The organism is Burkholderia sp. M6-3, from assembly GCF_050858985.1.
GTDB classification, from domain to species: Bacteria; Pseudomonadota; Gammaproteobacteria; order Burkholderiales; family Burkholderiaceae; genus Paraburkholderia; species Paraburkholderia caledonica.
Map to the genome: position 1 here is coordinate 2,223,002 of NZ_CP110091.1, position 21,040 is coordinate 2,244,041.

A 21,040-nucleotide genomic window follows, 5' to 3' on the forward strand; every position below is an offset into this window, starting at 1 on the left:
AGATCGCCAACCGGGTGCCAACCGAAAACCAACCGCACTATTAACGCTGCGGATGTTCAAGAAAGAATCGCAGCATTTCTGCGCTCGCGTCGGGACCTGCGGGATCTGTATAGCTGCCCCGCGCATTGCCTCCGGCCCATGCGTGCGCGGCGCCGTGAATGGTCCACAGTTCTGCGTCGACACCGTCCGCTGACACGAGCCGCGAGACGGTACACGCGCGTCCGCCTGCATCGGTCCGACGCTGCTCGCCGTCGCCATGCGGCCGCGCTGAGAAGCCGTCGACGAGTTGTGCCGCATTGCGTATGTTAACCGTGGCGTCAGCGTCACCATGAAACACGATCACCGGCCGCTTCGGTAACGAGGCCGTACCGTGCGCGGCGCGCCGTGCCTGTACTGGACGCTTGCCGCCTTTCATCGCTGCGAGTGCGGACGGAAGATCGTGCGCGCATCGTGCCGGAAGACCCGAATGCACGCCGGCCGCTGCGTAGAGTTCCGGATATTCGCCAATCATGATCGCCGCCATTGCGCCACCAGCCGAGAGCCCCGCGACGTACACGCGCGCAGGATCGACGTTCTGCTCGGCAATGATCTCGCGTGTGATGCCAGCGATCAACGAGGGCTCGCCGCGTTCGCATTGCTGGTCAGCAGGCTTGAACCAGTTCCAGCATTTTGACGGATTAGCCTGCTGCGGTTGCTCCGGGTAAGCGACCAGAAATCGATGCCGCTCCGCAAGAGCGTTCATCTGAGTGCCCGCGGCGAAATCGTCGGCGTTCTGTGTGCAACCGTGCAGCATGACGATCAACGGAAGCGGCTCGCCCTGGCTTTCCGCCGGCACATACAGCCGATATTGCCGGCGACCGGCGGCGTTCGAAAACGCGTGCGTGCTGAAGTGTCCCCGGTCCTGGATATCGGCGCGTGCTTCGCGCGCATTGACCGTCTCGGCGTGCTTTGTCGCCGGTCGCTCGAACGGAACGGTGAACGCTTCCGGCGTGGCATGCCAGGACGCTGTTCCGTGCATGGAGCCCTCGGCGTTACCGCCCAGAGCACGTTGTATTGCTTCAGTAGCTTCGGCGGGTCCACGGGTGCGCAGCAAGGTCATTGCTTCGCGCATCGAGGTCAAAAAACCTTCATCGAGTTTCATCTGTTTTGTCCGGTAAACGTGTTGAGTGTCGTGCGTCGGCAGTTAGCGGATTCTGCCGGCGAGCGCCGTCTTGACCGCAGCGGATGCGTGAAACGCGCCGAGCACGACAACGCTGTCAATGGTCGCGAGCGCGAGTTCGGGAGTGACGTCGGCAGCAATGCTGGCCAGTCCGAGCACCTGGATCGTGAGACGCTGATGCGCCGCACGAACCGTCTCGAGATCCTCTCGCGAAAAATGCTGTAGCCCGAGCACGAGCGCGCGGCGGCTCACGGTCTCCTGAACAACCTGCGCGTGGAGCGCAAGCTGGTTGCGGATAGCCGTGCGGATCAGATCGGTCCGGTTCGAATAGAAACCTTCCTGCACCAGCAGGTCGATTTGTCCAAGGTCAACGGGGCCGAGGTTGATCGTGATTTTTTCCGACTCACCGCCCTTCGGGCGGCTTGCGAGATTTGCTGTTGAATTTTCCATGTTTCCATCCGAACACCATCCAATGGGATGGTTATAGGCTTCTTTTGGATGCAGTGCAACATGAAAATTGGGGGCCACTACGTTCGTGAGCGGCCACGCGCGGTCGTTGCGCGGCGCTGTGTAGATCAGCGTTACGCGCCGCGTTTAGATGATCAGTGGGGAATCTGCTTCGACGTCTTACCGTGCGAAGCACGCAGGCCGCGCACGAGCTAGCCCAAAAACCGCGCCCAGGCCGCGCGGATGCGCCGCCCGCGATCTTCGAGGAGATATGAGCCGCCCAGCGCGAATAGACCTGAGATGATGCCCGTCAACACGTGCTCGACGACGGGGACGCGGTAACGACTCGGATGCGAATAGGCATCGCCGATCGCAGTCAGGCAGCCGACGACCAGCGCATTGCCGTATCGGTGCGCATAGAGTTTCCTCGCCGGTGTGAAAGTCAGCAGTACGGCGAGCACGCCGGTGAACAGTCCAGTCTGCAGTGCAATCGCCCAATGCGCGAGGCTCAGCAGGTTGCCCCAACTCCCGGGCATGCACGTCATGCATGCGCTGGTCGGCTGCCAGAATCGCCGGACGAAGAGCCTGAGCCGTTGCTTCCATTCGACTAACATGATGTGTTTCCGGTCGATGTCCCGTCGCGGACGCTAACTGCCTATCATCGGCATTCTCTTCACACGTTTGGTCCTGCCCATTCGCCGGATCAGCAGCAGGCCGGCATACTGCCCGGGACGCTTCGCTTGCCTGCCGCCGAACTGACACAGTAAGCAGAATACGGCCGAAAGAATATGCCGGGAGGCGCGGCTCGGTGGCGAACGCGTGTTCATCACATAACGATATGCGCTGTGCGACCGGTTCGCTAACGCGTTTCGCCACTACACCCTTCGACCGTTCCGCCGCCCACGCATCGCTCGCCGTCGACCGCCGACTACTTGCTCAAGCCAAGCATCTCGTGCACGGCATCACGATAGGTCCGCAACGGGCGTCCGAGCATCTTCGAGAGCTCATCCACTGCATTGTCACCCCCGCGCATACCGTGGCGCTGGATGCCGGCCATCATCAGGCGCATGTCGTAGGCCAGCCAGTCGGGCCCATTCCCCGCCAGTTGCCGCTCGAAACCGTCCAGGTCGTCGCCTGCGTAGCGGATTTCGCGCTGCAACGCTTCGCTCCAGATGCGCGCGACCGACTCGCCGGTCAACGCTTCGGGGCCGACCACGTCGAGCGTGCGGCCGGGCAGTGCATCGGGTGCGCGGTGCCGCGCCAGCAGTTCGGCGGCGGCGGTGTCGGCGATGTCCCGCACGTCGACCATGTTCACGCCAGCGTGGCCGATAGGCATCGGGTAAATGCCGTGGCTCTCGACGACGGATTTGATGCGCTCGTCGTTCTGTATGAAGTAGGCGGGACGCAGAATGGTCGCGGGCATGTCGAGGCTTTGGATCATCCGCTCGACGGTGTGCTTGCCTGTGAAATGAGGCACATTGGTATAGAGGTCGGCGTGAATCACTGAGAGATAGACGATGCGCTCGATGCCCGCATCTCGCGCCAGGTTCAACGTGACGAGTGCCTGCGTGAGTTCATCCGCCACGACCGCGTTGAGCAGAAACAGCGTGCGCACCGACGACAACGCCGCGCGCATCGAGCTCACACTGCTCATATCCCCGACGACTTCCGCCACGCCAGACGGAAGCGCCGTTTTACCCGGCGCTCGAACCAGCGCTTTGACTTCGACGCCGCTGGAAGCGAGGCGCTGGACGATCTGCATACCTACGGTGCCCGATGCACCGGTGACGAGAATACTCATGATTTGCTCCAATTCTGGAAAGTCGATTTAAAGGAAAAAATCCGCCACGGTTTTGCCGACCTGTGGCTGGGTCCGATTGCGTTCGATCGCCGTGGGCAACTCTTCGAAGCGTACGACGGCGCTGACCTTGGACTGCAAACGCCCGTGGGTCACGTCGTCGGCGATCTCTTGCAGCCGCGCGGCATCCGGCGTGTTCACGAACCACAAGCCGCGACGCCCGGCCGGGGCGCTCGTCACAATGTCCGGCGACGCGGTGCTCACGACCACCCCATCAGCAGAAAGCACGGACCACGAGCGGGCAAGCACGTCGCCGCCGACATAGTCGAGAACAAGGTCGACGCCGCTCACCAAGGTTTCGAACTGCTGCTGGTCGTAGGCGATTACATGGTCCGCGCCGAGGCTGCGGACATAGTCCACATCGCTGCTTAGGGCGGTCGCAAACACCTCGGCGCCGGCCTGATGCGCGTACTGCACCGCGAATCCGCCCAGACCGCCGGCCGCGCCTTGAATCAGGATGCGCTGTCCGGCACGTATCGGTCCGGCGAAGTTAAGGCTTTGCCATGCCGCCACCGCTGCGACCGGTAACGCTGCCGCCTCCACGCAGCTCATCGAGTCGGGCACCGTGGCGAGGTTGGCCGCATTCACGGCCACTAGCTCGGCGTAGGCACCCAGCGCGCCTGGCGCACCCATTACGCGGTCCCCTTTGCGCAACCGGGTAACGCCGGGGCCCACTGCCTCCACGACGCCGGCCAGTTCAATGCCGAGAACGGTCGGCAATTCGAGCGGAAAAGCGTCCTTCACGTAACCCTCCCGAACCTTCCAATCCAGTCCATTGACACCGGCGGCATGCACACGGACGAGAACCTGGCCAGCTTCCGCCAGCGGTGCGGCGACGGAAGAAATCGTGATGGCGTCAGGACCGCCGTACCCGGTCAGGACGACTGCGCGAACGTTGTTCATAAGAAGCTCCTTTGAGCGTTTGGTTGCGTACACCCCAACAATAAGGAGTTTCACATTCAAAACAAATACCATAAAATGGAGACGCTCTGTATCACTTTTGAGACACTATGGACCTGAACGCGCTGGACGACTTTCAACTCGTGGCCGCTCACGGCGGTTTTGGCAAAGCGAGCCGCGCCAGCGGCCGTTCCAAAGCCACACTGTCGCGCCGCGTCGCCGATCTCGAAGATGCGTTGGGCGTTCGGCTCATCGAGCGAGGCACTCGTAGCCTGGAGTTGACCGAGGCCGGTCAGTTGCTGCTGACCCGAACCGAAGGGCCGATGCACGAGGTAGCCGAAGCAGTCGCGGCGGCACGAGACGGGCTCGCCACGCCGCGGGGCCGCCTACGCGTCGCGGCACCGTTGCTGTTTTCGCAGATGGCGCTGGGGCATCTCGCCGCTCAGTTCCTTGCCAGCTATCCCGAAGTGGAACTCGAAGTGGTCGCCGACGATCGCGCCGTCGATCTCGTCGACGAGCATTTCGACGCGGCCATCCGCATCAATCCACATAGCGACAGCACATTGGTCGGCAGGTGCTTCGCCAAGGACCGGCTGGTACTGGCCGCCGCGCCATCGGTTCAAATGCCGCAAGGCAGCGGCGATAAACCTTTTCCGGTTCCCGCCGTCGTCATGCCGAGCTATCGCGACGGAGAAGTCTGGTCCGTCCGCAATGGTCAATTCACTGTCGAGCCGCAACCTGTTCTACGTCTGTCTTCACTGTTGATGGTCCGCGACGCCATTGCCGCCGGCGCCGGGGCGGCCATGTTGCCGGAGTCGATCATCGGAAGTCTGCTTGAGGACGGCAAACTGGTGACATGGGGAATCGCGGGCAACGACGTCGAGCTTTGGGTCCTGCACACGTCCCGTCGTTTGCAAAGCCCCAAAGTGCGGGCCTTCGTGGAGTTCATGTGCAGCCAGTATCCAGAAGGATCGTTCACCATTCCGACAAAGTGAGTTTGTCTGGGTCGTTGCCCACGTCACAGTTAGGCCCAATCCTGGCCGCCCTTACCCGTTGCGGCGAAAATGCAATCCTGAACAAATTGGTTCTGGCGCGGCGCATGGCTCGGTAGGATCGCTTCAAACATGCATCCGACCGATCCAGCCAATGGCGATCTACCTCGACGACACGCAACGCAAAGCCATTGCAAGGCTGGCAACGAGTTGGACCTGGCGCACGCAATGGCCAACGTGGCTACTGATCGTCGCGATTTACAGCGCATGGTTCGGCGTTGCAACCCATGCGCGCATGCTCGGCCTGCCGCTGACCGCAACCCTGCTCGCGTTGGTCAGCGCGTGGTACATGTCGCTGCAACACGAACTGCTTCACGGCCACCCGACACGCTCACCGCGCGTGAATGCACTGTTTGGCTTCGCGCCGCTGGCCGTGTGGTTTCCGTATCGCGTGTATCGCGAGTCGCATCTTCAGCATCATGACGACGCGCATTTGACGCACCCGGGGCGCGATCCGGAAAGCTATTTCGTCGATGCTGGTGTGTGGGAACGCGCCGGCTGGGCGATGCGCGCGCTGCTTATCTGGCGCAATACGTTCGTAGGCCGCCTGGTCGTGGGACCGGCGTTTGCGATTGCGGCGACAGGTGTCGATGCATTGCGCAAGGTAAAGCTCGGCGATTGGCGCGATGTGCCCGCCTGGCTCGCGCACTTCATCGCATTGGCCGCGCTCACCGCGTGGCTGCACTACGTGTGCACTATTCCGGCGTGGGTATTCATCGTCGGCGTGGGATATGGGTCGATGTCGCTCGGCTCTATTCGTTCATTTCGCGAGCATCGCACTGCAGACGATTCCGAACATCGCACGGTTTTGAACGAGGCGGCCCTCTTCTGGCAGCTGCTCTTTTTGAATAACAATTTTCATCTCGTTCATCACGACTTGCCGCATGTGCCTTGGTTCGCGCTGAAAACTGTCTATCAAGCATCCCGCGAACAATACATCGAGCGATCCGGAGGTTTTCTGGTCGCCGGTTATGGCGAATGGCTCACGCTCCACGCTTTCGCGCCGGCCGAGAACCCGCTGCATAACGGATCGCGCCGCTTCGAGCCTGTATCGCCGGAAGCAGAACTCACGTAGACAACGCGCGGTTCGTCAACACGCAGCGCGAGCAATTGGAAAGCCGCCAGGGGGCAACAGGGGTCAACTTGCGCGGACTGCTGCACGGTAAAACCCGAGCCTGGACTCGCTTTTACCAGGCTGCATCGTGAAGACAAGCAGGCGCCGGTCACTCACACTGCGCAAGGTTCCGCAGCAATCCCGCGCCCAGCAAACCGTCGCCACCATTCCCGAACCGGCAGCGCTGGTTCTCGAAGTCAGAGGCTCGGACGGCTTGAATACCAATCTCGTCGCGCAGCGCGCCGGCGTCAGTGTCGGCACGCTTTATCAGTATGTCCCCAACAAAGACGTGCTTATCGTTGCGCTGAGCAAACGCGAACTGGCCGTCTTCTTTGCAGAAGCGCAAGGCGCGTTGCACGAGCCGACGGGTCAGAGCGCGTTGAAGCACCTGATCACCGTCTCCGTGCGTCAGCAGCTTCGTCGTCCCTTGCAGGCCCGTGTGCTCGACTTCGAGGAAAACCGCCCTGCCATCGCAAGAGAACTCGCCAAAGCGAAAGCAGCTTTTCGCGATGTGATCGAGCAGATGCTGCCGCGCGCCTGAAGTCGAAGCTCGTCAAACGCCCACTCGCTGTTTTGCCCGAGCGCGCGGGGCGCCGCTGCGCGCCGGCGGCACAACATCCGCGAGCAGTTCGTCATGCAGGCCACGCAAGACTTCCACGAACGCCAACGCGAGCCGCTCCCGCGGCCTGTGCGGCGGAAACAGCAGATAGGTCTGAAAGCGCGTGGCCGGCACGAACGGGCGAATGGCGATGTCCGGCCCGGCATAGTCGCGCGCGACGATCGGATGCGCGAGCGTCACGCCCATGCCGTGACGGACCATCTCGCAGCACATCGCCGTGTATTGCGCCTCGATTGCCAGCACGCGCTGCACGCCCGCGCGCAGGAACACTTCGTCCATCAACGCGCGCGTGCCGTCACCGTGACAAAGCGAAATGAACGACTCGCCCTCCAGGTCCTCCGGCTTGATGATGCGTTTCGCCGCGAGCCGATGCGCCGCCGGCATCACGCACACGGCGGCCACGTCCGAAAGCTGCTCGACCTCGCAATCGGATGCCTCGCTCACGTACACAGCCACACCCAGGTCGCAGAACTGCGAAGCCGTCCAATGGTTGACCGTGGCCGACGTGTTCACATGGAGCGACACGGTCACGTCGGGAAATAGCTCGACAAAACGTTTGATCGCATGCGGCACCAGCGTCATGCCCGCCGAAGGCATGGCTGCGATGCGCAAACGTCCGCTGCCGAGGTTGCGAATCTGCGCGGCCGCATTCGCCAACCCCTGCAAGCCGACGAAAGCGCGGTCGACTTCGCGAAAGAACGCCTCGCCCTCGCTCGTCGGAATCAGGCGCACGCCGCTGCGCTGAAAAAGTTGCAAGCCGGTATCCCGCTCCAGCTGTGCGATGAGACGGCTCACGTTCGGCTGCGACGTGAATAGAGCCTTGGCTGCGGCGGTCATCGACCCCGACACCATCACCGCGCGAAACGCCTCGATGTGCTTGAGATTCATGCGTGTTTTCCCCAGGCTAATGCGTGCCAATCCATATCAATTATGCATGGATAGGTATTTTATTCGTATTGGACGACATGACCAGCCGGCGCGACACTGCTTTTCACCGACGGGCAGCGAAGCCCGCCCCCACACCTCGGAACTGGAGATCGTCGTCATGAAAAGAGCGTTGCATCGCCGTCTGTCCGCCCCGTCCCACACCGCAATCGCGGCCGTTTCCTTCGCCTTGAGCCTCGCCGCGCCGCTTCTCGCGCAAGCCGAGACCACTCTTTATGTGGCCAACGTTGGCGGTTCTAACGAGCAGGTCTACCGGCAAAAAATCATTCCGGCGTTCGAAAAGGCGCATAACGTCAAAATCGTTTACGTCGCGGGAAATTCGAGCGATACGCTCGCCAAGCTCCAGGCGCAGAAAGGTCACCAGCAGATCAACGTCGCGGTAATGGACGACGGCCCCATGTATCAGGCGATGCAATTGAATCTGTGCGCAAAGCTCGACGACGCGCCGGTGATGCAGGACGTCTACCCGCTCGCGAGGCTCGGCCCAACTGCGATAGGCGTCGGCATGGTCGCAACGGGCATTGGCTACAACGAGGAAGCATTCAAGAAGGCTGGCCTGCCGCCGCCCGACTCGTGGAAGTCGCTCACGGACAGTCGCATCAAAGGCAAGCTTGGCGTGCCGCCGATCACCAACACGTACGGCCTGCACACGCTCGTGATGCTGGCGCGTCTGTCCGGCGGCGGCGAGAAAAATATCGATCCGGGCTTTGCCGCAATGACGAAACAGGTCGCGCCGAACGTGCTGTCCTGGGCGCCGACGCCCGGCGAGATGGACGGCCATATGCAATCAGGCGACGTGATTCTCGCGCCGTATGGCAGTGGCCGCGCGGTGGCATTGCAGAACACCGGCTTTCCGCTGAAATTCATCTACCCGAAGGAAGGCGCGGTCGCGTTGCAGGTAGCGGCGTGCGTCGTCGCCGAGAATGCGCAGCCGCAGTTGTCGCAACAGTTCGTGCAATACCTGTTGAGCCCGGAAGTGCAAACCGTGCAGGCGCAAGGCATCGGTCTCGGTCCGGTCAACAAGACAGTGAAGCTGGCGCCCGACATCGCGGCGCGCGTGCCCTATGGTCCCGATCAGATCTCGAAGCTGACCTCGATGGACTGGGCGACCATCAACCAGCATCGCACGGAATGGACGGAGCGCTGGAACCGTTCGGTCGAGCGCTGATGCGCGGCACCGGCAAGTCCCTCGCGCGGCGCGCGATCTGATGAAGGAGCGAGGCGTATGGCCTTCCTGACTCTGCAAGGCATTTCGAAACGCTACGGCGATTTCACCGCGATCGAGCACATCGATCTGGACGTCGAACGCGGCGAGTTGCTTGCGCTGCTCGGCCCGTCCGGCTGCGGCAAGACCACCACGCTGCAGATGGTCGCCGGGTTCGTCTCGCCGACCACCGGCCGCATTCTGCTCGATGGCCGCGACATCACGAACGAGCGTCCTGAGAAGCGGGGCATCGGCGTCGTGTTCCAGAGCTACGCGTTGTTTCCGCACATGACGGTGGCAGGGAACGTCGGCTTCGGGCTGGAGATGCGCAAGGTCAGGCGCAAGGAGCGCGAGGAGCGTGTTGCCGAAGCGCTGTCTCTCGTGCGCCTCAGGGGCCTCGGGCATCGCTATCCGAAGGAACTGTCGGGCGGCCAGCGGCAGCGCGTCGCCATTGCACGCGCCATTGCCATGGAACCCGAACTGCTGCTGCTCGACGAGCCGATGTCGAATCTCGACGCCAAGCTGCGCGAAGAGATGCACATCGAACTGCGCGCGATCCAGAAGCGCCTCGGCATCACGACGATTCTGGTCACGCACGACCAGGTCGAGGCAATGACCATGAGCGATCGCATCGCCGTCATGCATCGCGGCGTCATTGCGCAACTGAGCACGCCCTACGACGCCTATGAGCGCCCCGCCACGCCTTTTGCGTCCACGTTTCTCGGCCGCACCAACGCGTTCTCCGGCGAGGTGTTGCGCCGTAATCCACGTTGCGCGGAGGTCGACGTCGCGGGCACGACACTGCATGTGCCGCACGAAGGCCGCCATGTGGACGGCGCAGTGCATGTATATATCCGGCCCGAGAAAGTGCACCTTGCCAACGGCGATGCCCGGCTGCGCGGGCGCATCGCGACGCGTGTGTTCGTCGGTAATCAGTGGCTGCTCGAAGTAGACACCGAACTCGGCAAGCTGCGGGTCGCGCAGCCGAACCACGGTGCGCCGCCGCCCGAGGAAGGCCATGAAGTGGGCCTCGCATGGACCGACGACGACCTGCGCGTGCTGACGCAAGACAGTCCGGAGGGCGCACATGGCCACGCTTGACGACGATCGCCCCGGCGCCGCGCCGTGGTTGCTGTCGGGTCCGGCGCTGCTACTCTTTGTCGGTCTCTTACTGGTCCCGCTGCTGCTTACACTGATGCTGTCGTTCCGCGTGTTCAGCGATACGGCCGGCGTCACCGCGGCCTATACGCTCAAGAACTACTGGGAGGTGATCAGCGACCCGTACTACGGCACGATCTTCCTGCGCACCGCCGGTCTGGCCTTCGCCGTCACGCTGCTGTCCATCGTGCTCGGCGTGCCCGAGACCATCGTGCTCGCGCGGATGAAGCGTCCGTGGCAGTCGCTGTGTCTGCTGGTCGTACTGGGGCCTCTGCTCATTTCGGTGGTGGTGCGCACGCTCGGCTGGCAGATTCTGCTCGGCAACAACGGTGTGCTGAACAACGTGCTCCAGTCGCTGCACGTCACCAGCGAGCCGATTCGTCTGGTATTCACCATGACGGGCATGATCATCGCGCTAACCCATGTGCTCGTGCCGTTCATGGTGATGTCGGTCTGGGCGACCATGCAGAAGCTCGATCCGCAAGTGGAATGGGCCGGCCGCTCGCTGGGCGGCTCGCCGTTCGCGGTGTTTCGCCGGGTGGTGCTGCCGCAGATCATGCCGGGCGTGCTGTCGGGCTCGATCATCGTGTTCGCGCTGTCGGCATCCGCTTTCGCCACGCCTGCGCTGATCGGCGGCCGGCGCCTGAAGGTGGTCGCCACCGCCGCCTACGACGAATTCCTCGGCACGCTCAACTGGCCGCTCGGCGCGAGCATCGCCGTGCTGCTGCTGATCGCCAACGTGGCCATCGTGATGGGCTGCAGTCGAGTCGCCGAACGCCGTTTCCGGCACATCTTCGATTGAGCGAAGGAGAGCGATCATGAAACAGAACGGCATTCTCGGGCTCGTCTACAACGCGTTTTTCCTGAGCTTCATCCTTGCGCCCCTCGTCGTGGTGATGCTCGTCGCTTTCACCGACAAGGGCTTTATCTCGATGCCTTTCGACGGTGCGTCGCTGCGCTGGTTTCGCGCGATCATCGAGAACGGCGACATTGTCTCGGCCTTCTGGCTATCGGTGCGGCTTGCGTTCGCGGCCGCGACCATCGGCGTGCTGCTCGCAGTGCCCGCCGCGCTTGCCATTGCGCGCTATCGCTTTCCTGGCCGCGCCGCGCTCACGAGCTTCTTTCTTTCACCGATGATGATTCCCGCCGTCGTGCTCGGCATCGCGTTCCTGCGCTTTCTGTCGCTGCTGCATCTGTCGGGCTCGTTCTGGTCGCTGGTCTGCGCGCATGTGGTCATCGTTCTGCCGTATGCGCTGCGTCTCGCGTTGTCGTCGGCAGTCGGGCTCGATCGCGATGCGCAACGCGCCGCGCTTTCCTGCGGTGCAAGCCGCTTTACCGCGTTTCGCCGCGTGGTCCTGCCGATGATCCGCACCGGCGTAGCGGGCGGCTGGGTGCTTTCGTTCATCCAGAGTTTCGACGAACTCACGATGACCATCTTCGTCGCAACACCGGGCACAACCACCCTGCCCGTCGCCATGTACAACCAGATCGCGCAGACGATCGATCCGCTCGTCGCTTCGGTGTCGGCGGTGCTGATCGTGGGCACGGTCCTGCTGATGGTCCTGCTCGACCGCATGGTCGGACTGGACCGCATTCTGATCGGAGAAGCGCAATGACATCGACAAGCACCGCCGCGAGTTCCGATACTCTCGCGGACGTGGTCGTCATAGGCGGCGGCCTCGTGGGTTCGGCCGTGGCCTACGGACTTGCCCGCGAAGGCGCGCGCGTAACCGTGCTGGACGAGGACGACGGCGGCTTTCGCGCGTCACGTGGGAATTTCGGCCTCGTCTGGATCCAGGGCAAGGGTTATGGCCTGTCTCCATATGCACGCTGGTCGCGCAGTTCGGCCACGCGCTGGCCGCAACTCGCGCAGGCGCTGCGGGACGAAAGTGGCATAGACGTGGCGCTAAAGCAGCCGGGCGGCTTCCACTTCTGCTTCAACGACGAAGAACTCGCCGAACGCGACAAGCGCCTCTCTACCCTGCAAGCAGAACTGGGCGATTACCCGTATCAGATGCTCGATGCCGCCGAAGTCCGTGCGCGCATTCCGCAAGTCGGGCCTGCCGTAATCGGCGCAAGTTACACGCCGATGGACGGCCACGTGAATCCGCTCAAGCTGCTGCGCGCGCTGCATACCGCAATGCAGGCTCGCGGCGTGCGCCTCGTGTCGAGCGAGCGGGCGCAGCGCATCGAGCCGCAAGCGCACGGCTTTGTCGTGCACGGGAAACGCGGGACCTATCGTGGTGCAAAAGTCGTGCTCGCGGCGGGACTCGGCAATCGCGTGCTCGCGCCGTTCGTCGGGCTCGACGCGCCGGTCGCGCCCAATCGCGGCCAGGTGCTGGTGAGCGAGCGCGTTGCGCCGTTTCTCCACTATCCGACGCTCAACGTGCGCCAGACCGACGAGGGGAGCCTGCAGTTCGGCGATTCGATGGAAGAAGTCGGCTTCGACGATTTCACGACTACCCATGTGCTTGCTGACATCGCCCGGCGTGGCGTGCGTGCATTCCCGATGCTGAAACACGTGCGGCTCGTGCGCATGTGGGCCGCGTTGCGCGTCTACAGTCCCGACGGCTTTCCGATCTACGACCAGTCCGAGGCGCATCCCGGCGCGTTCGTCGTCACTTGCCACAGCGGCGTGACGCTGGCGGCTGCGCATGCGCTGCGCGTCGCGCCGTGGATCATGGGCGCGCCGATGCCCGGCGAACTGCCCACCTTCTCCGCGCGACGCTTCGAGCACGCGCGAGAGCTGATTCCCGCACATTGAATTCGACATGACTACTCAATCGACTCAAATGCCGACTCACGCCCTTTTCAAGCCGCTGGACGGCGCGCAAGGTGCGGCCGCCACACCCGTCGCAATCTGGTTCAACGATCAGCCGCTGACCGTGCCAGATGGCCGCTCCGTCGCGGCAGCGCTGCTTGCCGCGGGCGTTTCGCGGTTTCGCGCCACGCCGGTTTCGGGCGCTCCGCGCGCACCGTTCTGCATGATGGGCGCGTGCTTCGAATGCCTCGTCGAGATAGACGGCGTGCCGAGCCGCCAGGCCTGCATGGTCGAGGTCAAGGCGGGCATGCGAATCCGCTCGCAGGAAGGCGCGCGCGACCTGCCACCCGCGGACCTGACAGATGTACCTTTGGAGAATGCCCATGGCCGCTGAATTTGTTTCCGAAGCAGTGGACGTCGTCGTGATCGGCGCCGGTCCCGCCGGCATGAGCGCGGCCACGCGCACGGCGCGCGCCGGGCTGAAGACGGTGCTGATCGACGAACAGGACGCCGTGGGCGGCCAGATCTATCGCGGCATCGGCCGCGCCGATGCGCGCCGCAAGGAGATACTCGGAGCCGACTACGCGGCGGGCGCGGCAATCGCCGATGCATTCGCCGCCTCCGGCGCGCGTCACGTGACCAACGCAACTGTGTGGCAAGTCACGCGCGAGCGCGGTATCAATTATCTGAAGGACGGCAAGATCGGCAGCTTCGACGCACAGCGCGTGATTCTCGCGAGCGGCGCACTCGAGCGCCCGTTTCCGATCCCCGGCTGGACGCTGCCGGGAGTGCTGACCGCGGGCGCGGCGCAGATCCTGTTGAAGAGCGCGGGCGAAGTGCCTGCCGCACCGCCGGTGCTGGCGGGCTGCGGACCGCTGCTGTATCTGCTCGGCTGGCAATACGTCCGCGCCGGCGTGCCGATCCGCGCGCTCGTCGATACCACGCGCCACGAGGATCGCTGGCGCGCGAAGCGTCACATGCTTTCGGCGCTGCGTGCGTGGCCGTTCCTGAGCAAAGGCCTGCAACTGATCCGAACGCTGCGCAATGCCGGCGTGCCCATTTTCGAGGCGGCGGACGACTTGCGCGTGGAAGCGCGCGTCGGCGCCGATCATGTGGAGCGCGCCGCCGCGCTGCACTTCACGACCCAGGGCAGCGCGCATCGTCTCGAAGCCGATGTGATTCTTCTGCATCAGGGCGTGGTGCCGAATACGCAATTCACGCAGGCGTTGCGCGCGTCGCACCGCTGGGACAACGACCAACTCTGCTTCACCCCGAAAGTGGACGCGTGGGGCGAACTGGACGTGCCCGGCATTTTCATCGCCGGCGACGGTGCGGGCATCGGCGGCGCACAGGCGGCAGCCTTGCAGGGCGCACTGGCCGGCCTCGCGGCAGCCGCGCAACTGGGCGCGATCACCGCCGCTGCACGCGATGCGCAAGCCGTCGGGCACCGCCGCGACCTCGCGGGCGTCATGCGTATCCGGCCGTTTCTCGACAGCCTGTACCGCCCTCGCGACATCAACCGCATTCCGCGCGACGAGACGATTGTGTGCCGTTGCGAGGAAGTCACCGCGGGCGAGTTGCGCAAGTTCGTCGAGTTGGGCTGCGTCGGGCCGAACCAGGCAAAGTCGTTCGGACGTTGCGGCATGGGTCCGTGCCAGGGGCGCATGTGCGGTCTGACGGTGACGGAGGTGATCGCCGATGCGCGCCGCGTCTCGCCCGCCGAAGTCGGCTACTACCGCATCCGTCCGCCGATCAAGCCGCTCACGCTCGGAGAACTGGCCGGTGAATGACACGACCGTCATCCAGGAAGCCGATGTGCTCGTGGTCGGCGGCGGGCTGCACGGCACGAGCAGCGCGCTTCATCTCGCGCGCCGCGGCGCGAAGGTGATCGTGCTCGAAGCCGATTACGTCGCGCGTCATTCGTCGGGCGTCAACGCGGGCGGCGTGCGAACGCTGGGCCGTCCGTTGCCCGAGATTCCGCTCGCACTGATGTCGCGTGAAATCTGGCATGGCATGACCGACCTGCTCGGCGAGGATGGCGGCTTCGTGCCTTCAGGCCAGTTGAAGATCGCCGAGACCGACGACGAACTGCAGGCATGCCGCGAGCGCGTTGCGCTGCTCGAATCGCACGGTTTCACACACGAGAAAGTGATCGACCGCGACACCGTGCTCGAACTCGAACCGGCGCTCGCGCGGCACGTCACAGGCGGAATCTGGGTCGAGCGCGACGGCTATGCACTGCCCTTTCGAACCACGACGGCGTTCCGCCTTGCGGCGCAGCGCCTCGGCGCCCGTTTTCTGGAAGGCACGGCCGTGCACCGCATCGAACAAGGCGGCACGCGCTGGCTCGCCGTCACGCCGCGCGGCACCTACAGTGCGGAGAAGCTGCTCGTCACCGCGGGTGCGTGGTCCGGCGAACTGGCGAAGCAGGTGGGCGAGCCCGTGCCGGTACACCCGGAGGGTCTGATGCTGATGGTCACGCATCGCGTCGCGCCGTTCTGTCGTGCCACGCTCGGTGCAACCGGCCGTCCGCTGTCGTTCAAGCAGTTCGACAACGGTACCGTGGTGATCGGCGGAAAGCTGATCGGTATCGCCGATCTGTCGAACCGTCACGGCGAAGTCGACTTCGCGCGGCTCGTGCGCAGTGCACGGACGGTAACCGACCTGTTTCCTCATCTGCGCAATCTCGGCGTGAACCGTGCGTGGGCCGGCGTCGAGGCCTTCACCGAAGACGAACTGCCAGTCATCTCCGCAAGTCGCAAGGCGTCGAACCTGTACTACTCGTTCGGCTATTGCGGCAGCGGCTTTCAGCTCGGACCCGGTTGCGGCAAGCTCGTGTCCGAGCTGATGCTCGACGGCACGCCGTCCATTTCGCTGGATGCATTCCGGATCGACCGGTTCGAGCGCAGCGCGGCTTCTTCGTCTGCGAGCGCGGCGCATCTCGTCACGCAATAAGCGGTTCCCTTTTTGCACCGTCGCGCGTTTCATGAGCGCGCGCGGCGGCTTCGTTCGACCTCAACCAGAGACATTGTCATGACCGATATTGTTCGCATCGAAACCAATCAACGCATGAGCCGCGTCGTCAAGGCTGCCGGCCTCGTATTCATCGGCGGTCAGACCTCCGCAGATCACACACCGGACGTGAAAGTGCAGACCGCGAAAGTGCTGGAGAAGATCGACGGCTTCCTGGAGAAAGCCGGCATCGACAAGACGAGACTCGTTTCTGCCCAGGTATGGGTCGCGGATATTGCGCGCGACTTCGCCGGCATGAACGAGGTGTGGGACGCGTGGGTTCCGCAAGGTTGCGCGCCCACGCGCGCCACCGTGCAAGCGCAGCTTGCCGCGCCGGAATTGCTGGTGGAGATCGCCGTGGTGGCGCTCGGCTGAGACCGGTCGAGGGGCGGCACGTGAGCGCGACTGCTGGTTCGCTCACGCGCCGGAGTCCGGTTCTGCCCTGACTCCTGCGGAGCCGACCCAGCGTTTGAGCCGGTCGCTCGCAAGAGAGATCGTCCGTGGCAATATTCGGTTGCCGGCCCGCTCTTCGAGCGAGGCCTGTATCAACGCAACAGGAAACCTGCCCATGGACGACGACGCCAGCGCCTTCAACGGCCTGCGCCCGCGCTTGCAGAAAATCGCTTATCGAATGCTCGGCTCCGTAGCGGAAGCGGAAGACATCGTGCAGGACGTCTGGCTGCGCTGGCATGCGGCCGCCCGCGAAAAAATCGACAACGCGGAAGCGTGGCTCGTTGCGGTCACGACCCGCGTGTCCATCGACCGTTTGCGCGCTGCCAAAACGCAGCGCGAGCACTATACGGGCATCTGGTTGCCCGAACCGCAAATGACCGGCTCGCCCGCTACGCCCGAGGAGGCGGTCGAACGCAGCGACGACGTGTCCGTCGCGTTCCTGATGCTGCTGGAACGGCTGACGCCCGAAGCGCGCGCCGCCTTCCTGTTACGCGAAGTTTTCGATGCCGACTACGACGAAGTGGCCCGCACGATCGGCAAGAGCGAGGCGGCCTGCCGTCAGCTCGTGAGCCGTGCCAAAGGCCAACTTCGCGATGAGCGTGCGCGTAATGCCGTGCCGCAGGAGACGCATCATCGTCTTTTGCGGATGTTCGCGCGGGCTGTCGAGCGTGGCGACTTCCCCGCGATCAACGCGTTACTTGCCGAAGACGCCATGCTGATCGGCGACGGCGGCGGCAAAGTGCCGAGCGCGCCCCAGCCGATGCTCGGCGGCCGCAGAATCGCGCAGCTGTTCTACGCGTCGTCGCGCCGCTATGGCAGCGAGCTCAGTATCAGGCTCGTGGTGCTCAACGGTGAGTGGGCACTGCTGCGCTTTATCGAAGGCAAGCTCGAATCGGCACAAGCGGTCGAAACGGACAATGAGCGTATTGTCCGCATCCTCGTGCAGCGCAATCCCGAGAAGCTCGCGCGCCTTGCCGCGGCCTTTCCGAACGCTTGAGTCCACATGCGGCGCGCGGCGCCGGCGCCGCAAAAGCGCGGGCGATGTCACAAACGGCGCGACTGATACGTCTAGCCGGTTTTAGACCTCACGAGTCGCGCCGCATGTCAGATTACCGATCACCTCGCCCTGTACCCGGCAGCCAGGACCCGTTCGCGAGCAGCTTTGCGACCACCTATGCCGGCGTCGTATCATTCCTGGCCGTCGCCAATGAAGGCAGTTTCGCCCGCGCGGGCGATCGCCTCGGCATCGGCCGCTCCTCCGTTAGCCGCAACGTGCAGAAGCTCGAGGCGCAACTCGAAGTGCGCCTGTTCCTGCGCACGACCCGCAGCACGTCGCTCACCCGCGAAGGCGAACTCTTCTACGAGAGTTGCCAGCCCGGCATCGAGCGTATCGTGGCGGCGCTCGACGGCATGCGCGATCTGCGCAGCGGGCCGCCGCGCGGGCATTTGCGCATCGCGTCGACGTCGGGCTTCGGCCGCAAGATCGTCGCGCCGCTATTGCGAGACTTTCACTCGCGCTATCCCGGCATCACGCTCGAACTGCTGCTGAACGATCGCCCCGCCGACTTCACCGCCGACCGCGTCGACGTGTCGTTTCGCGACGGGCGCATGGAAGACAGCGGGATCGTCGCGCGGCAGCTCACTGCGATGCAGATGATCGTCTGCGCATCGCCCGCCTATGCGCGCCAGCACGGTCTGCCGCGCCACGTCGACGAGCTTGCGGATCATCGCTGCATCAACCTTCGCAACGCCTCTGGCCGCGTCAAGGACTGGCAGTTCAAGGTGGATGGCAACCCGCTGCGCCATCAGCCCGCAGCGCAGCACACGTACAACGACCCTGACCTGATCCTGCAGGCGGTGCTCGACGGTCTCGGCATCGCACAATTGCCGGGTTATCAGGTGCGTGACCTGCTTGGCGACCGCAAGTTGCTGAGTTGCCTCGCGCAGTACGCGCCCGACGACGAAGGTCACTACATCTGCTATCTGAGCCGCCAGCACCTTCCGGCCCGCATCCGCGTGTTCGTCGACTATATGATCGAGCAAACGCGGGCGATGAATCCGCCATGTGAAACGACGGTGACGTCCGCGCCGGCTTTATCGACGGTCGAGTGAACCGCGAGTTCGTCAGACGGACGCGCGCGGTGCCGGATCGCGATTGATGCGGTAAAGACAACACCGTGAGTGCCCGCACGGGCCTCGCGTCACGGCCGGCGTCCGCCTACCATGAAGCTATGCGGCGTCTTGCCGTTAATTACGAAGGGGGCTCGATCATGAAGATCGTTGTTATCGGCGGCACCGGCCTGATCGGCTCGAAGACCGTCACGATTCTGCGCGACGCCGGTCACGACGTCCTCGCTGCGTCGCCCAGAAGCGGTATCAACACGCTCACCGGCGAAGGCCTTCAGGAGGCGCTCGAAGGCGCGCAAGTGGTAATCGACCTGGCCAATTCGCCGTCGTTCGAAGACAGCGCAGTGCTCGAATTCTTCGAGACTTCCGGTCGCAACCTTCACGCAGCGGAGGCCGCTGCGGGCGTCGGCCATCATGTCGCCCTTTCTATCGTGGGAACCGACAGGACGCCGGAGAACGGTTACTTCCGCGCCAAGGTCGCGCAGGAGAAGCTGATCGAGGCTTCGGGCATTCCGTACACCATCATTCGCTCGACGCAGTTCCTGGAATTTCTCGGCGGCATTGCCGCGTCGAGCGCCGAGGGCAACACGGTCAGGCTTTCGCCGGGACTCTTCCAGCCCATTGCATCCGACGACGTCGCGGCCTTTGTTGCCGATGTCGCGCTTGCAGCGCCGCGCAACGGCATCGTCGAGATCGCGGGTCCGCAACGAGCCCCATTCGACGAAATCATCGCGAGCTACCTGAAGGCGATCGGAGATCCGCGCGAAGTCGTGCGCGATCCGGAAGCGCGCTACTTCGGCGGTCGCGTCGAGGAGCTTTCGCTGGTGCCATTGGGCGAAGCGCGCCTTGGCCGCATCGGGCTGGAAGAATGGCTCAGCCGGTCAAAGGCGGCAGGCTGACTGGGCGTCGGTGGAAAGACCTCGGGCTCGGTGAAACGCACGTTGCCGTTGCGGAAAGATCGCTATCTAACCACTCTCAGCCGCGCGGCATTCTGTGCCGATTCGAGCCGGTTGCCGCCCAACGATTTGGCGCGGTAGAGCGCCTCGTCGGCCGCGGCCAGCAGTTCGGCAAGCGACTGGCCCGCGTCCCCGGAATGCGCGAGGCCGACGCTCACCGTAGCCTGGATATCAACGCCATCCACCCTGTGCGAAACGGTCTGTGCAAAGCGCCTGACAATAGCCTCGCCAACGTCGTGCGCGCGGCGTTCGTCATGGCGCGGCAACAGCACAGCGAACTCTTCTCCGCCGATTCTGGCAAGCACCGCCTCGCGCCCCACCACGCTGCGCGCAACTTCCGCGAATGACTTGAGCACTTCGTCACCGGTCTTGTGACCGTAGCGATCGTTGAGCTTCTTGAAGCCGTCGAGGTCGAGCGCAAGCAGCGACACGGGACCGCTTTCACGACCCTCACCGAGGACCCGCATGCCTTCCTCGAAGAACCATCTGCGATTCCCGAGACGGGTCAGGTAGTCGGTCTGCGATTCGTGCAGGAGTTGCCCATGCGTTTCCTCGCGGATCATCTTCAGCACGGTCATCGGCAGAATGACCGAATACAGGACACCCTCGTACATCGTGATTGCGCCGATGGTGGGCAGCAGGCCCATTCCGTAACGCGTCACGAGCCAAGGCAGAACCAGAGCCCGAAAGACATAGAAAAGCGCGTGGATCGCCGTCACCGCCACCGCGATACGCCGTGACTGGAAGGCTTTGAAGTCGTCGCTTCGAAGAAACTCGCGGGACGTCATGCCGCTCGCCGCCGCGATTGCGACCGCGCTCACGTAAGCCCACACGGTGCTCTCCCAGCGCGCACCGCCCACTGCCCATGTCAGCGCCATGAGAAGGAGCAACGCGAGCGAACCGGCCGGGTATCGCCGGCCGCTTAGCAACGCGACACCGTGCAGGACCAGCAGGTAGCCCGTCAGAATGACCAGATTGCTCAGCGCGGAGCCCCACGGCCCGGGCAGATTGTGACGAAACACGGCCGCCGCGCAACCGGTTGCGAGCGTCGCATATCCCGCTGCCAGTACTCGCAACTCACGGCTTCGCCGCGGATGGCTTTGGTGTTCCCAAAGCGTCATTCCGGAACTGGCGAATAGCGTTCCGATTAAAAGCAGGTAAAGGGTGAGGAGATCGACATGCATCGCTGACCGGACAGTTCCACGCCGGCAGGATGCGGCGACTGCGGCATTTTACTTGTATCGGAACGATGTGCTCCGCTAATAGAGGCAGCCA

Annotated in this window: 22 protein-coding genes; 15 read left to right on the forward strand and 7 right to left on the reverse strand. The window is 63.7% G+C overall.

Annotated elements, in window-relative coordinates:
- Window positions 1-40: 40 nt before the first annotated feature.
- From OH764_RS27530 to OH764_RS27550, 5 genes are all read right to left on the reverse strand, one after another.
- Window positions 41-1,141: a CE1 family esterase gene (locus OH764_RS27530; RefSeq protein ID WP_498849265.1), complete on the reverse strand. Its 1,101-nt coding sequence runs from the start codon at window positions 1,139-1,141 to the stop codon at window positions 41-43.
- A 42-nt stretch (window positions 1,142-1,183) separates the two neighbouring features.
- The gene (locus OH764_RS27535) at window positions 1,184-1,609 is read right to left on the reverse strand and encodes a CopG family transcriptional regulator (RefSeq protein ID WP_498849266.1); all 426 of its coding nucleotides are present in this window, start codon (window positions 1,607-1,609) and stop codon (window positions 1,184-1,186) included.
- Between the two features lie 209 nt (window positions 1,610-1,818).
- A complete protein-coding gene (locus tag OH764_RS27540; RefSeq protein ID WP_498849267.1) occupies window positions 1,819-2,220 on the reverse strand; it encodes a hypothetical protein in 402 nt (133 codons plus the stop codon).
- Window positions 2,221-2,534: 314 nt separating this feature from the next.
- Window positions 2,535-3,407 carry an SDR family oxidoreductase gene (locus OH764_RS27545; RefSeq protein WP_498849268.1) on the reverse strand — a complete coding sequence of 291 codons (873 nt, stop codon included), beginning with the start codon at window positions 3,405-3,407 and terminating at the stop codon, window positions 2,535-2,537.
- A 27-nt stretch (window positions 3,408-3,434) separates the two neighbouring features.
- Window positions 3,435-4,367 carry an NADP-dependent oxidoreductase gene (locus OH764_RS27550; RefSeq protein WP_498849269.1) on the reverse strand — a complete coding sequence of 311 codons (933 nt, stop codon included), beginning with the start codon at window positions 4,365-4,367 and terminating at the stop codon, window positions 3,435-3,437.
- Window positions 4,368-4,474: 107 nt separating this feature from the next.
- Between OH764_RS27550 and OH764_RS27555 the strand changes: the two genes are divergently transcribed.
- The 3 genes from OH764_RS27555 to OH764_RS27565 all read left to right on the forward strand — a co-directional run bounded on the left by OH764_RS27555 (window position 4,475) and on the right by OH764_RS27565 (window position 7,071).
- A complete protein-coding gene (locus OH764_RS27555) occupies window positions 4,475-5,359 on the forward strand; it encodes a LysR family transcriptional regulator (protein WP_498849270.1) in 885 nt (294 codons plus the stop codon).
- Window positions 5,360-5,510: 151 nt separating this feature from the next.
- The gene (locus OH764_RS27560; protein WP_498849271.1) at window positions 5,511-6,491 is read left to right on the forward strand and encodes a fatty acid desaturase family protein; all 981 of its coding nucleotides are present in this window, start codon (window positions 5,511-5,513) and stop codon (window positions 6,489-6,491) included.
- Between the two features lie 127 nt (window positions 6,492-6,618).
- Window positions 6,619-7,071 (forward strand): TetR/AcrR family transcriptional regulator, encoded by a 453-nt coding sequence (locus OH764_RS27565; protein WP_498849272.1) that lies wholly within the window; start codon window positions 6,619-6,621, stop codon window positions 7,069-7,071.
- Between the two features lie 12 nt (window positions 7,072-7,083).
- On the opposite strand, the gene OH764_RS27570 is transcribed toward OH764_RS27565, so the two are convergent.
- The gene (locus tag OH764_RS27570) at window positions 7,084-8,037 is read right to left on the reverse strand and encodes a LysR family transcriptional regulator (protein ID WP_498849273.1); all 954 of its coding nucleotides are present in this window, start codon (window positions 8,035-8,037) and stop codon (window positions 7,084-7,086) included.
- 157 nt (window positions 8,038-8,194) lie between these two features.
- Between OH764_RS27570 and OH764_RS27575 the strand changes: the two genes are divergently transcribed.
- The 12 genes from OH764_RS27575 (at window position 8,195) to OH764_RS27630 (ending at window position 19,708) form a co-directional block, all read left to right on the forward strand.
- On the forward strand, window positions 8,195-9,262 hold the full coding sequence (locus OH764_RS27575) for an ABC transporter substrate-binding protein (RefSeq protein WP_498849274.1): 1,068 nt from the start codon (window positions 8,195-8,197) through the stop codon (window positions 9,260-9,262).
- A gap of 57 nt (window positions 9,263-9,319) precedes the next feature.
- Window positions 9,320-10,399, forward strand: coding sequence for an ABC transporter ATP-binding protein (locus OH764_RS27580; protein WP_498849275.1), 1,080 nt, complete (start codon window positions 9,320-9,322; stop codon window positions 10,397-10,399).
- Window positions 10,386-11,258 carry an ABC transporter permease gene (locus tag OH764_RS27585; RefSeq protein ID WP_498849276.1) on the forward strand — a complete coding sequence of 291 codons (873 nt, stop codon included), beginning with the start codon at window positions 10,386-10,388 and terminating at the stop codon, window positions 11,256-11,258. Before OH764_RS27580 ends, OH764_RS27585 begins: the two co-directional genes overlap by 14 nt.
- A 16-nt stretch (window positions 11,259-11,274) precedes the next feature.
- Window positions 11,275-12,072 (forward strand): ABC transporter permease, encoded by a 798-nt coding sequence (locus OH764_RS27590; RefSeq protein WP_020066286.1) that lies wholly within the window; start codon window positions 11,275-11,277, stop codon window positions 12,070-12,072.
- A complete protein-coding gene (locus OH764_RS27595) occupies window positions 12,069-13,220 on the forward strand; it encodes an NAD(P)/FAD-dependent oxidoreductase (RefSeq protein WP_498849277.1) in 1,152 nt (383 codons plus the stop codon). Before OH764_RS27590 ends, OH764_RS27595 begins: the two co-directional genes overlap by 4 nt.
- 7 nt (window positions 13,221-13,227) lie before the next feature.
- Entirely contained in the window at window positions 13,228-13,611 is a 384-nt protein-coding gene (locus tag OH764_RS27600; RefSeq protein ID WP_027804346.1) for a (2Fe-2S)-binding protein, read from the forward strand.
- The gene (locus OH764_RS27605) at window positions 13,601-15,007 is read left to right on the forward strand and encodes an FAD-dependent oxidoreductase (protein WP_498849278.1); all 1,407 of its coding nucleotides are present in this window, start codon (window positions 13,601-13,603) and stop codon (window positions 15,005-15,007) included. The genes OH764_RS27600 and OH764_RS27605 overlap by 11 nt, the downstream gene beginning before the upstream one ends.
- Window positions 15,000-16,172 (forward strand): NAD(P)/FAD-dependent oxidoreductase, encoded by a 1,173-nt coding sequence (locus OH764_RS27610; RefSeq protein WP_498849279.1) that lies wholly within the window; start codon window positions 15,000-15,002, stop codon window positions 16,170-16,172. Before OH764_RS27605 ends, OH764_RS27610 begins: the two co-directional genes overlap by 8 nt.
- Window positions 16,173-16,250: 78 nt before the next feature.
- Complete coding sequence (locus tag OH764_RS27615) at window positions 16,251-16,604, forward strand: RidA family protein (protein ID WP_498849280.1); 354 nt, start codon at window positions 16,251-16,253, stop codon at window positions 16,602-16,604.
- A 193-nt stretch (window positions 16,605-16,797) separates the two neighbouring features.
- A complete protein-coding gene (locus OH764_RS27620) occupies window positions 16,798-17,679 on the forward strand; it encodes a sigma-70 family RNA polymerase sigma factor family protein (RefSeq protein WP_498849281.1) in 882 nt (293 codons plus the stop codon).
- Window positions 17,680-17,783: 104 nt separating this feature from the next.
- The gene (locus OH764_RS27625) at window positions 17,784-18,794 is read left to right on the forward strand and encodes a LysR family transcriptional regulator (RefSeq protein ID WP_498849282.1); all 1,011 of its coding nucleotides are present in this window, start codon (window positions 17,784-17,786) and stop codon (window positions 18,792-18,794) included.
- A gap of 158 nt (window positions 18,795-18,952) precedes the next feature.
- Window positions 18,953-19,708, forward strand: a complete 756-nt coding sequence (locus OH764_RS27630) for an SDR family oxidoreductase (RefSeq protein ID WP_498849283.1) — start codon at window positions 18,953-18,955, stop codon at window positions 19,706-19,708.
- A gap of 62 nt (window positions 19,709-19,770) precedes the next feature.
- Here OH764_RS27630 and OH764_RS27635 read toward each other — a convergent pair whose 3' ends face one another.
- Window positions 19,771-20,949 carry a GGDEF domain-containing protein gene (locus tag OH764_RS27635; RefSeq protein ID WP_498849284.1) on the reverse strand — a complete coding sequence of 393 codons (1,179 nt, stop codon included), beginning with the start codon at window positions 20,947-20,949 and terminating at the stop codon, window positions 19,771-19,773.
- Window positions 20,950-21,040 lie beyond the last annotated feature (91 nt).

Coding starts and splice junctions, on each gene's coding strand:
- OH764_RS27535 (WP_498849266.1), bottom strand. CDS start 1,609: ATGGAAAATTCAACAGCAAATCTCGCAAGCCGCCCGAAGGGCGGTGAG.
- OH764_RS27590 (WP_020066286.1), top strand. CDS start 11,275: ATGAAACAGAACGGCATTCTCGGGCTCGTCTACAACGCGTTTTTCCTG.
- OH764_RS27580 (WP_498849275.1), top strand. CDS start 9,320: ATGGCCTTCCTGACTCTGCAAGGCATTTCGAAACGCTACGGCGATTTC.
- OH764_RS27615 (WP_498849280.1), top strand. CDS start 16,251: ATGACCGATATTGTTCGCATCGAAACCAATCAACGCATGAGCCGCGTC.
- OH764_RS27570 (WP_498849273.1), bottom strand. CDS start 8,037: ATGAATCTCAAGCACATCGAGGCGTTTCGCGCGGTGATGGTGTCGGGG.
- OH764_RS27620 (WP_498849281.1), top strand. CDS start 16,798: ATGGACGACGACGCCAGCGCCTTCAACGGCCTGCGCCCGCGCTTGCAG.
- OH764_RS27530 (WP_498849265.1), bottom strand. CDS start 1,141: ATGAAACTCGATGAAGGTTTTTTGACCTCGATGCGCGAAGCAATGACC.
- OH764_RS27540 (WP_498849267.1), bottom strand. CDS start 2,220: ATGTTAGTCGAATGGAAGCAACGGCTCAGGCTCTTCGTCCGGCGATTC.
- OH764_RS27595 (WP_498849277.1), top strand. CDS start 12,069: ATGACATCGACAAGCACCGCCGCGAGTTCCGATACTCTCGCGGACGTG.
- OH764_RS27560 (WP_498849271.1), top strand. CDS start 5,511: ATGGCGATCTACCTCGACGACACGCAACGCAAAGCCATTGCAAGGCTG.
- OH764_RS27625 (WP_498849282.1), top strand. CDS start 17,784: ATGTCAGATTACCGATCACCTCGCCCTGTACCCGGCAGCCAGGACCCG.
- OH764_RS27575 (WP_498849274.1), top strand. CDS start 8,195: ATGAAAAGAGCGTTGCATCGCCGTCTGTCCGCCCCGTCCCACACCGCA.
- OH764_RS27635 (WP_498849284.1), bottom strand. CDS start 20,949: ATGCATGTCGATCTCCTCACCCTTTACCTGCTTTTAATCGGAACGCTA.
- OH764_RS27585 (WP_498849276.1), top strand. CDS start 10,386: ATGGCCACGCTTGACGACGATCGCCCCGGCGCCGCGCCGTGGTTGCTG.
- OH764_RS27545 (WP_498849268.1), bottom strand. CDS start 3,407: ATGAGTATTCTCGTCACCGGTGCATCGGGCACCGTAGGTATGCAGATC.
- OH764_RS27555 (WP_498849270.1), top strand. CDS start 4,475: ATGGACCTGAACGCGCTGGACGACTTTCAACTCGTGGCCGCTCACGGC.
- OH764_RS27605 (WP_498849278.1), top strand. CDS start 13,601: ATGGCCGCTGAATTTGTTTCCGAAGCAGTGGACGTCGTCGTGATCGGC.
- OH764_RS27550 (WP_498849269.1), bottom strand. CDS start 4,367: ATGAACAACGTTCGCGCAGTCGTCCTGACCGGGTACGGCGGTCCTGAC.
- OH764_RS27630 (WP_498849283.1), top strand. CDS start 18,953: ATGAAGATCGTTGTTATCGGCGGCACCGGCCTGATCGGCTCGAAGACC.
- OH764_RS27600 (WP_027804346.1), top strand. CDS start 13,228: ATGACTACTCAATCGACTCAAATGCCGACTCACGCCCTTTTCAAGCCG.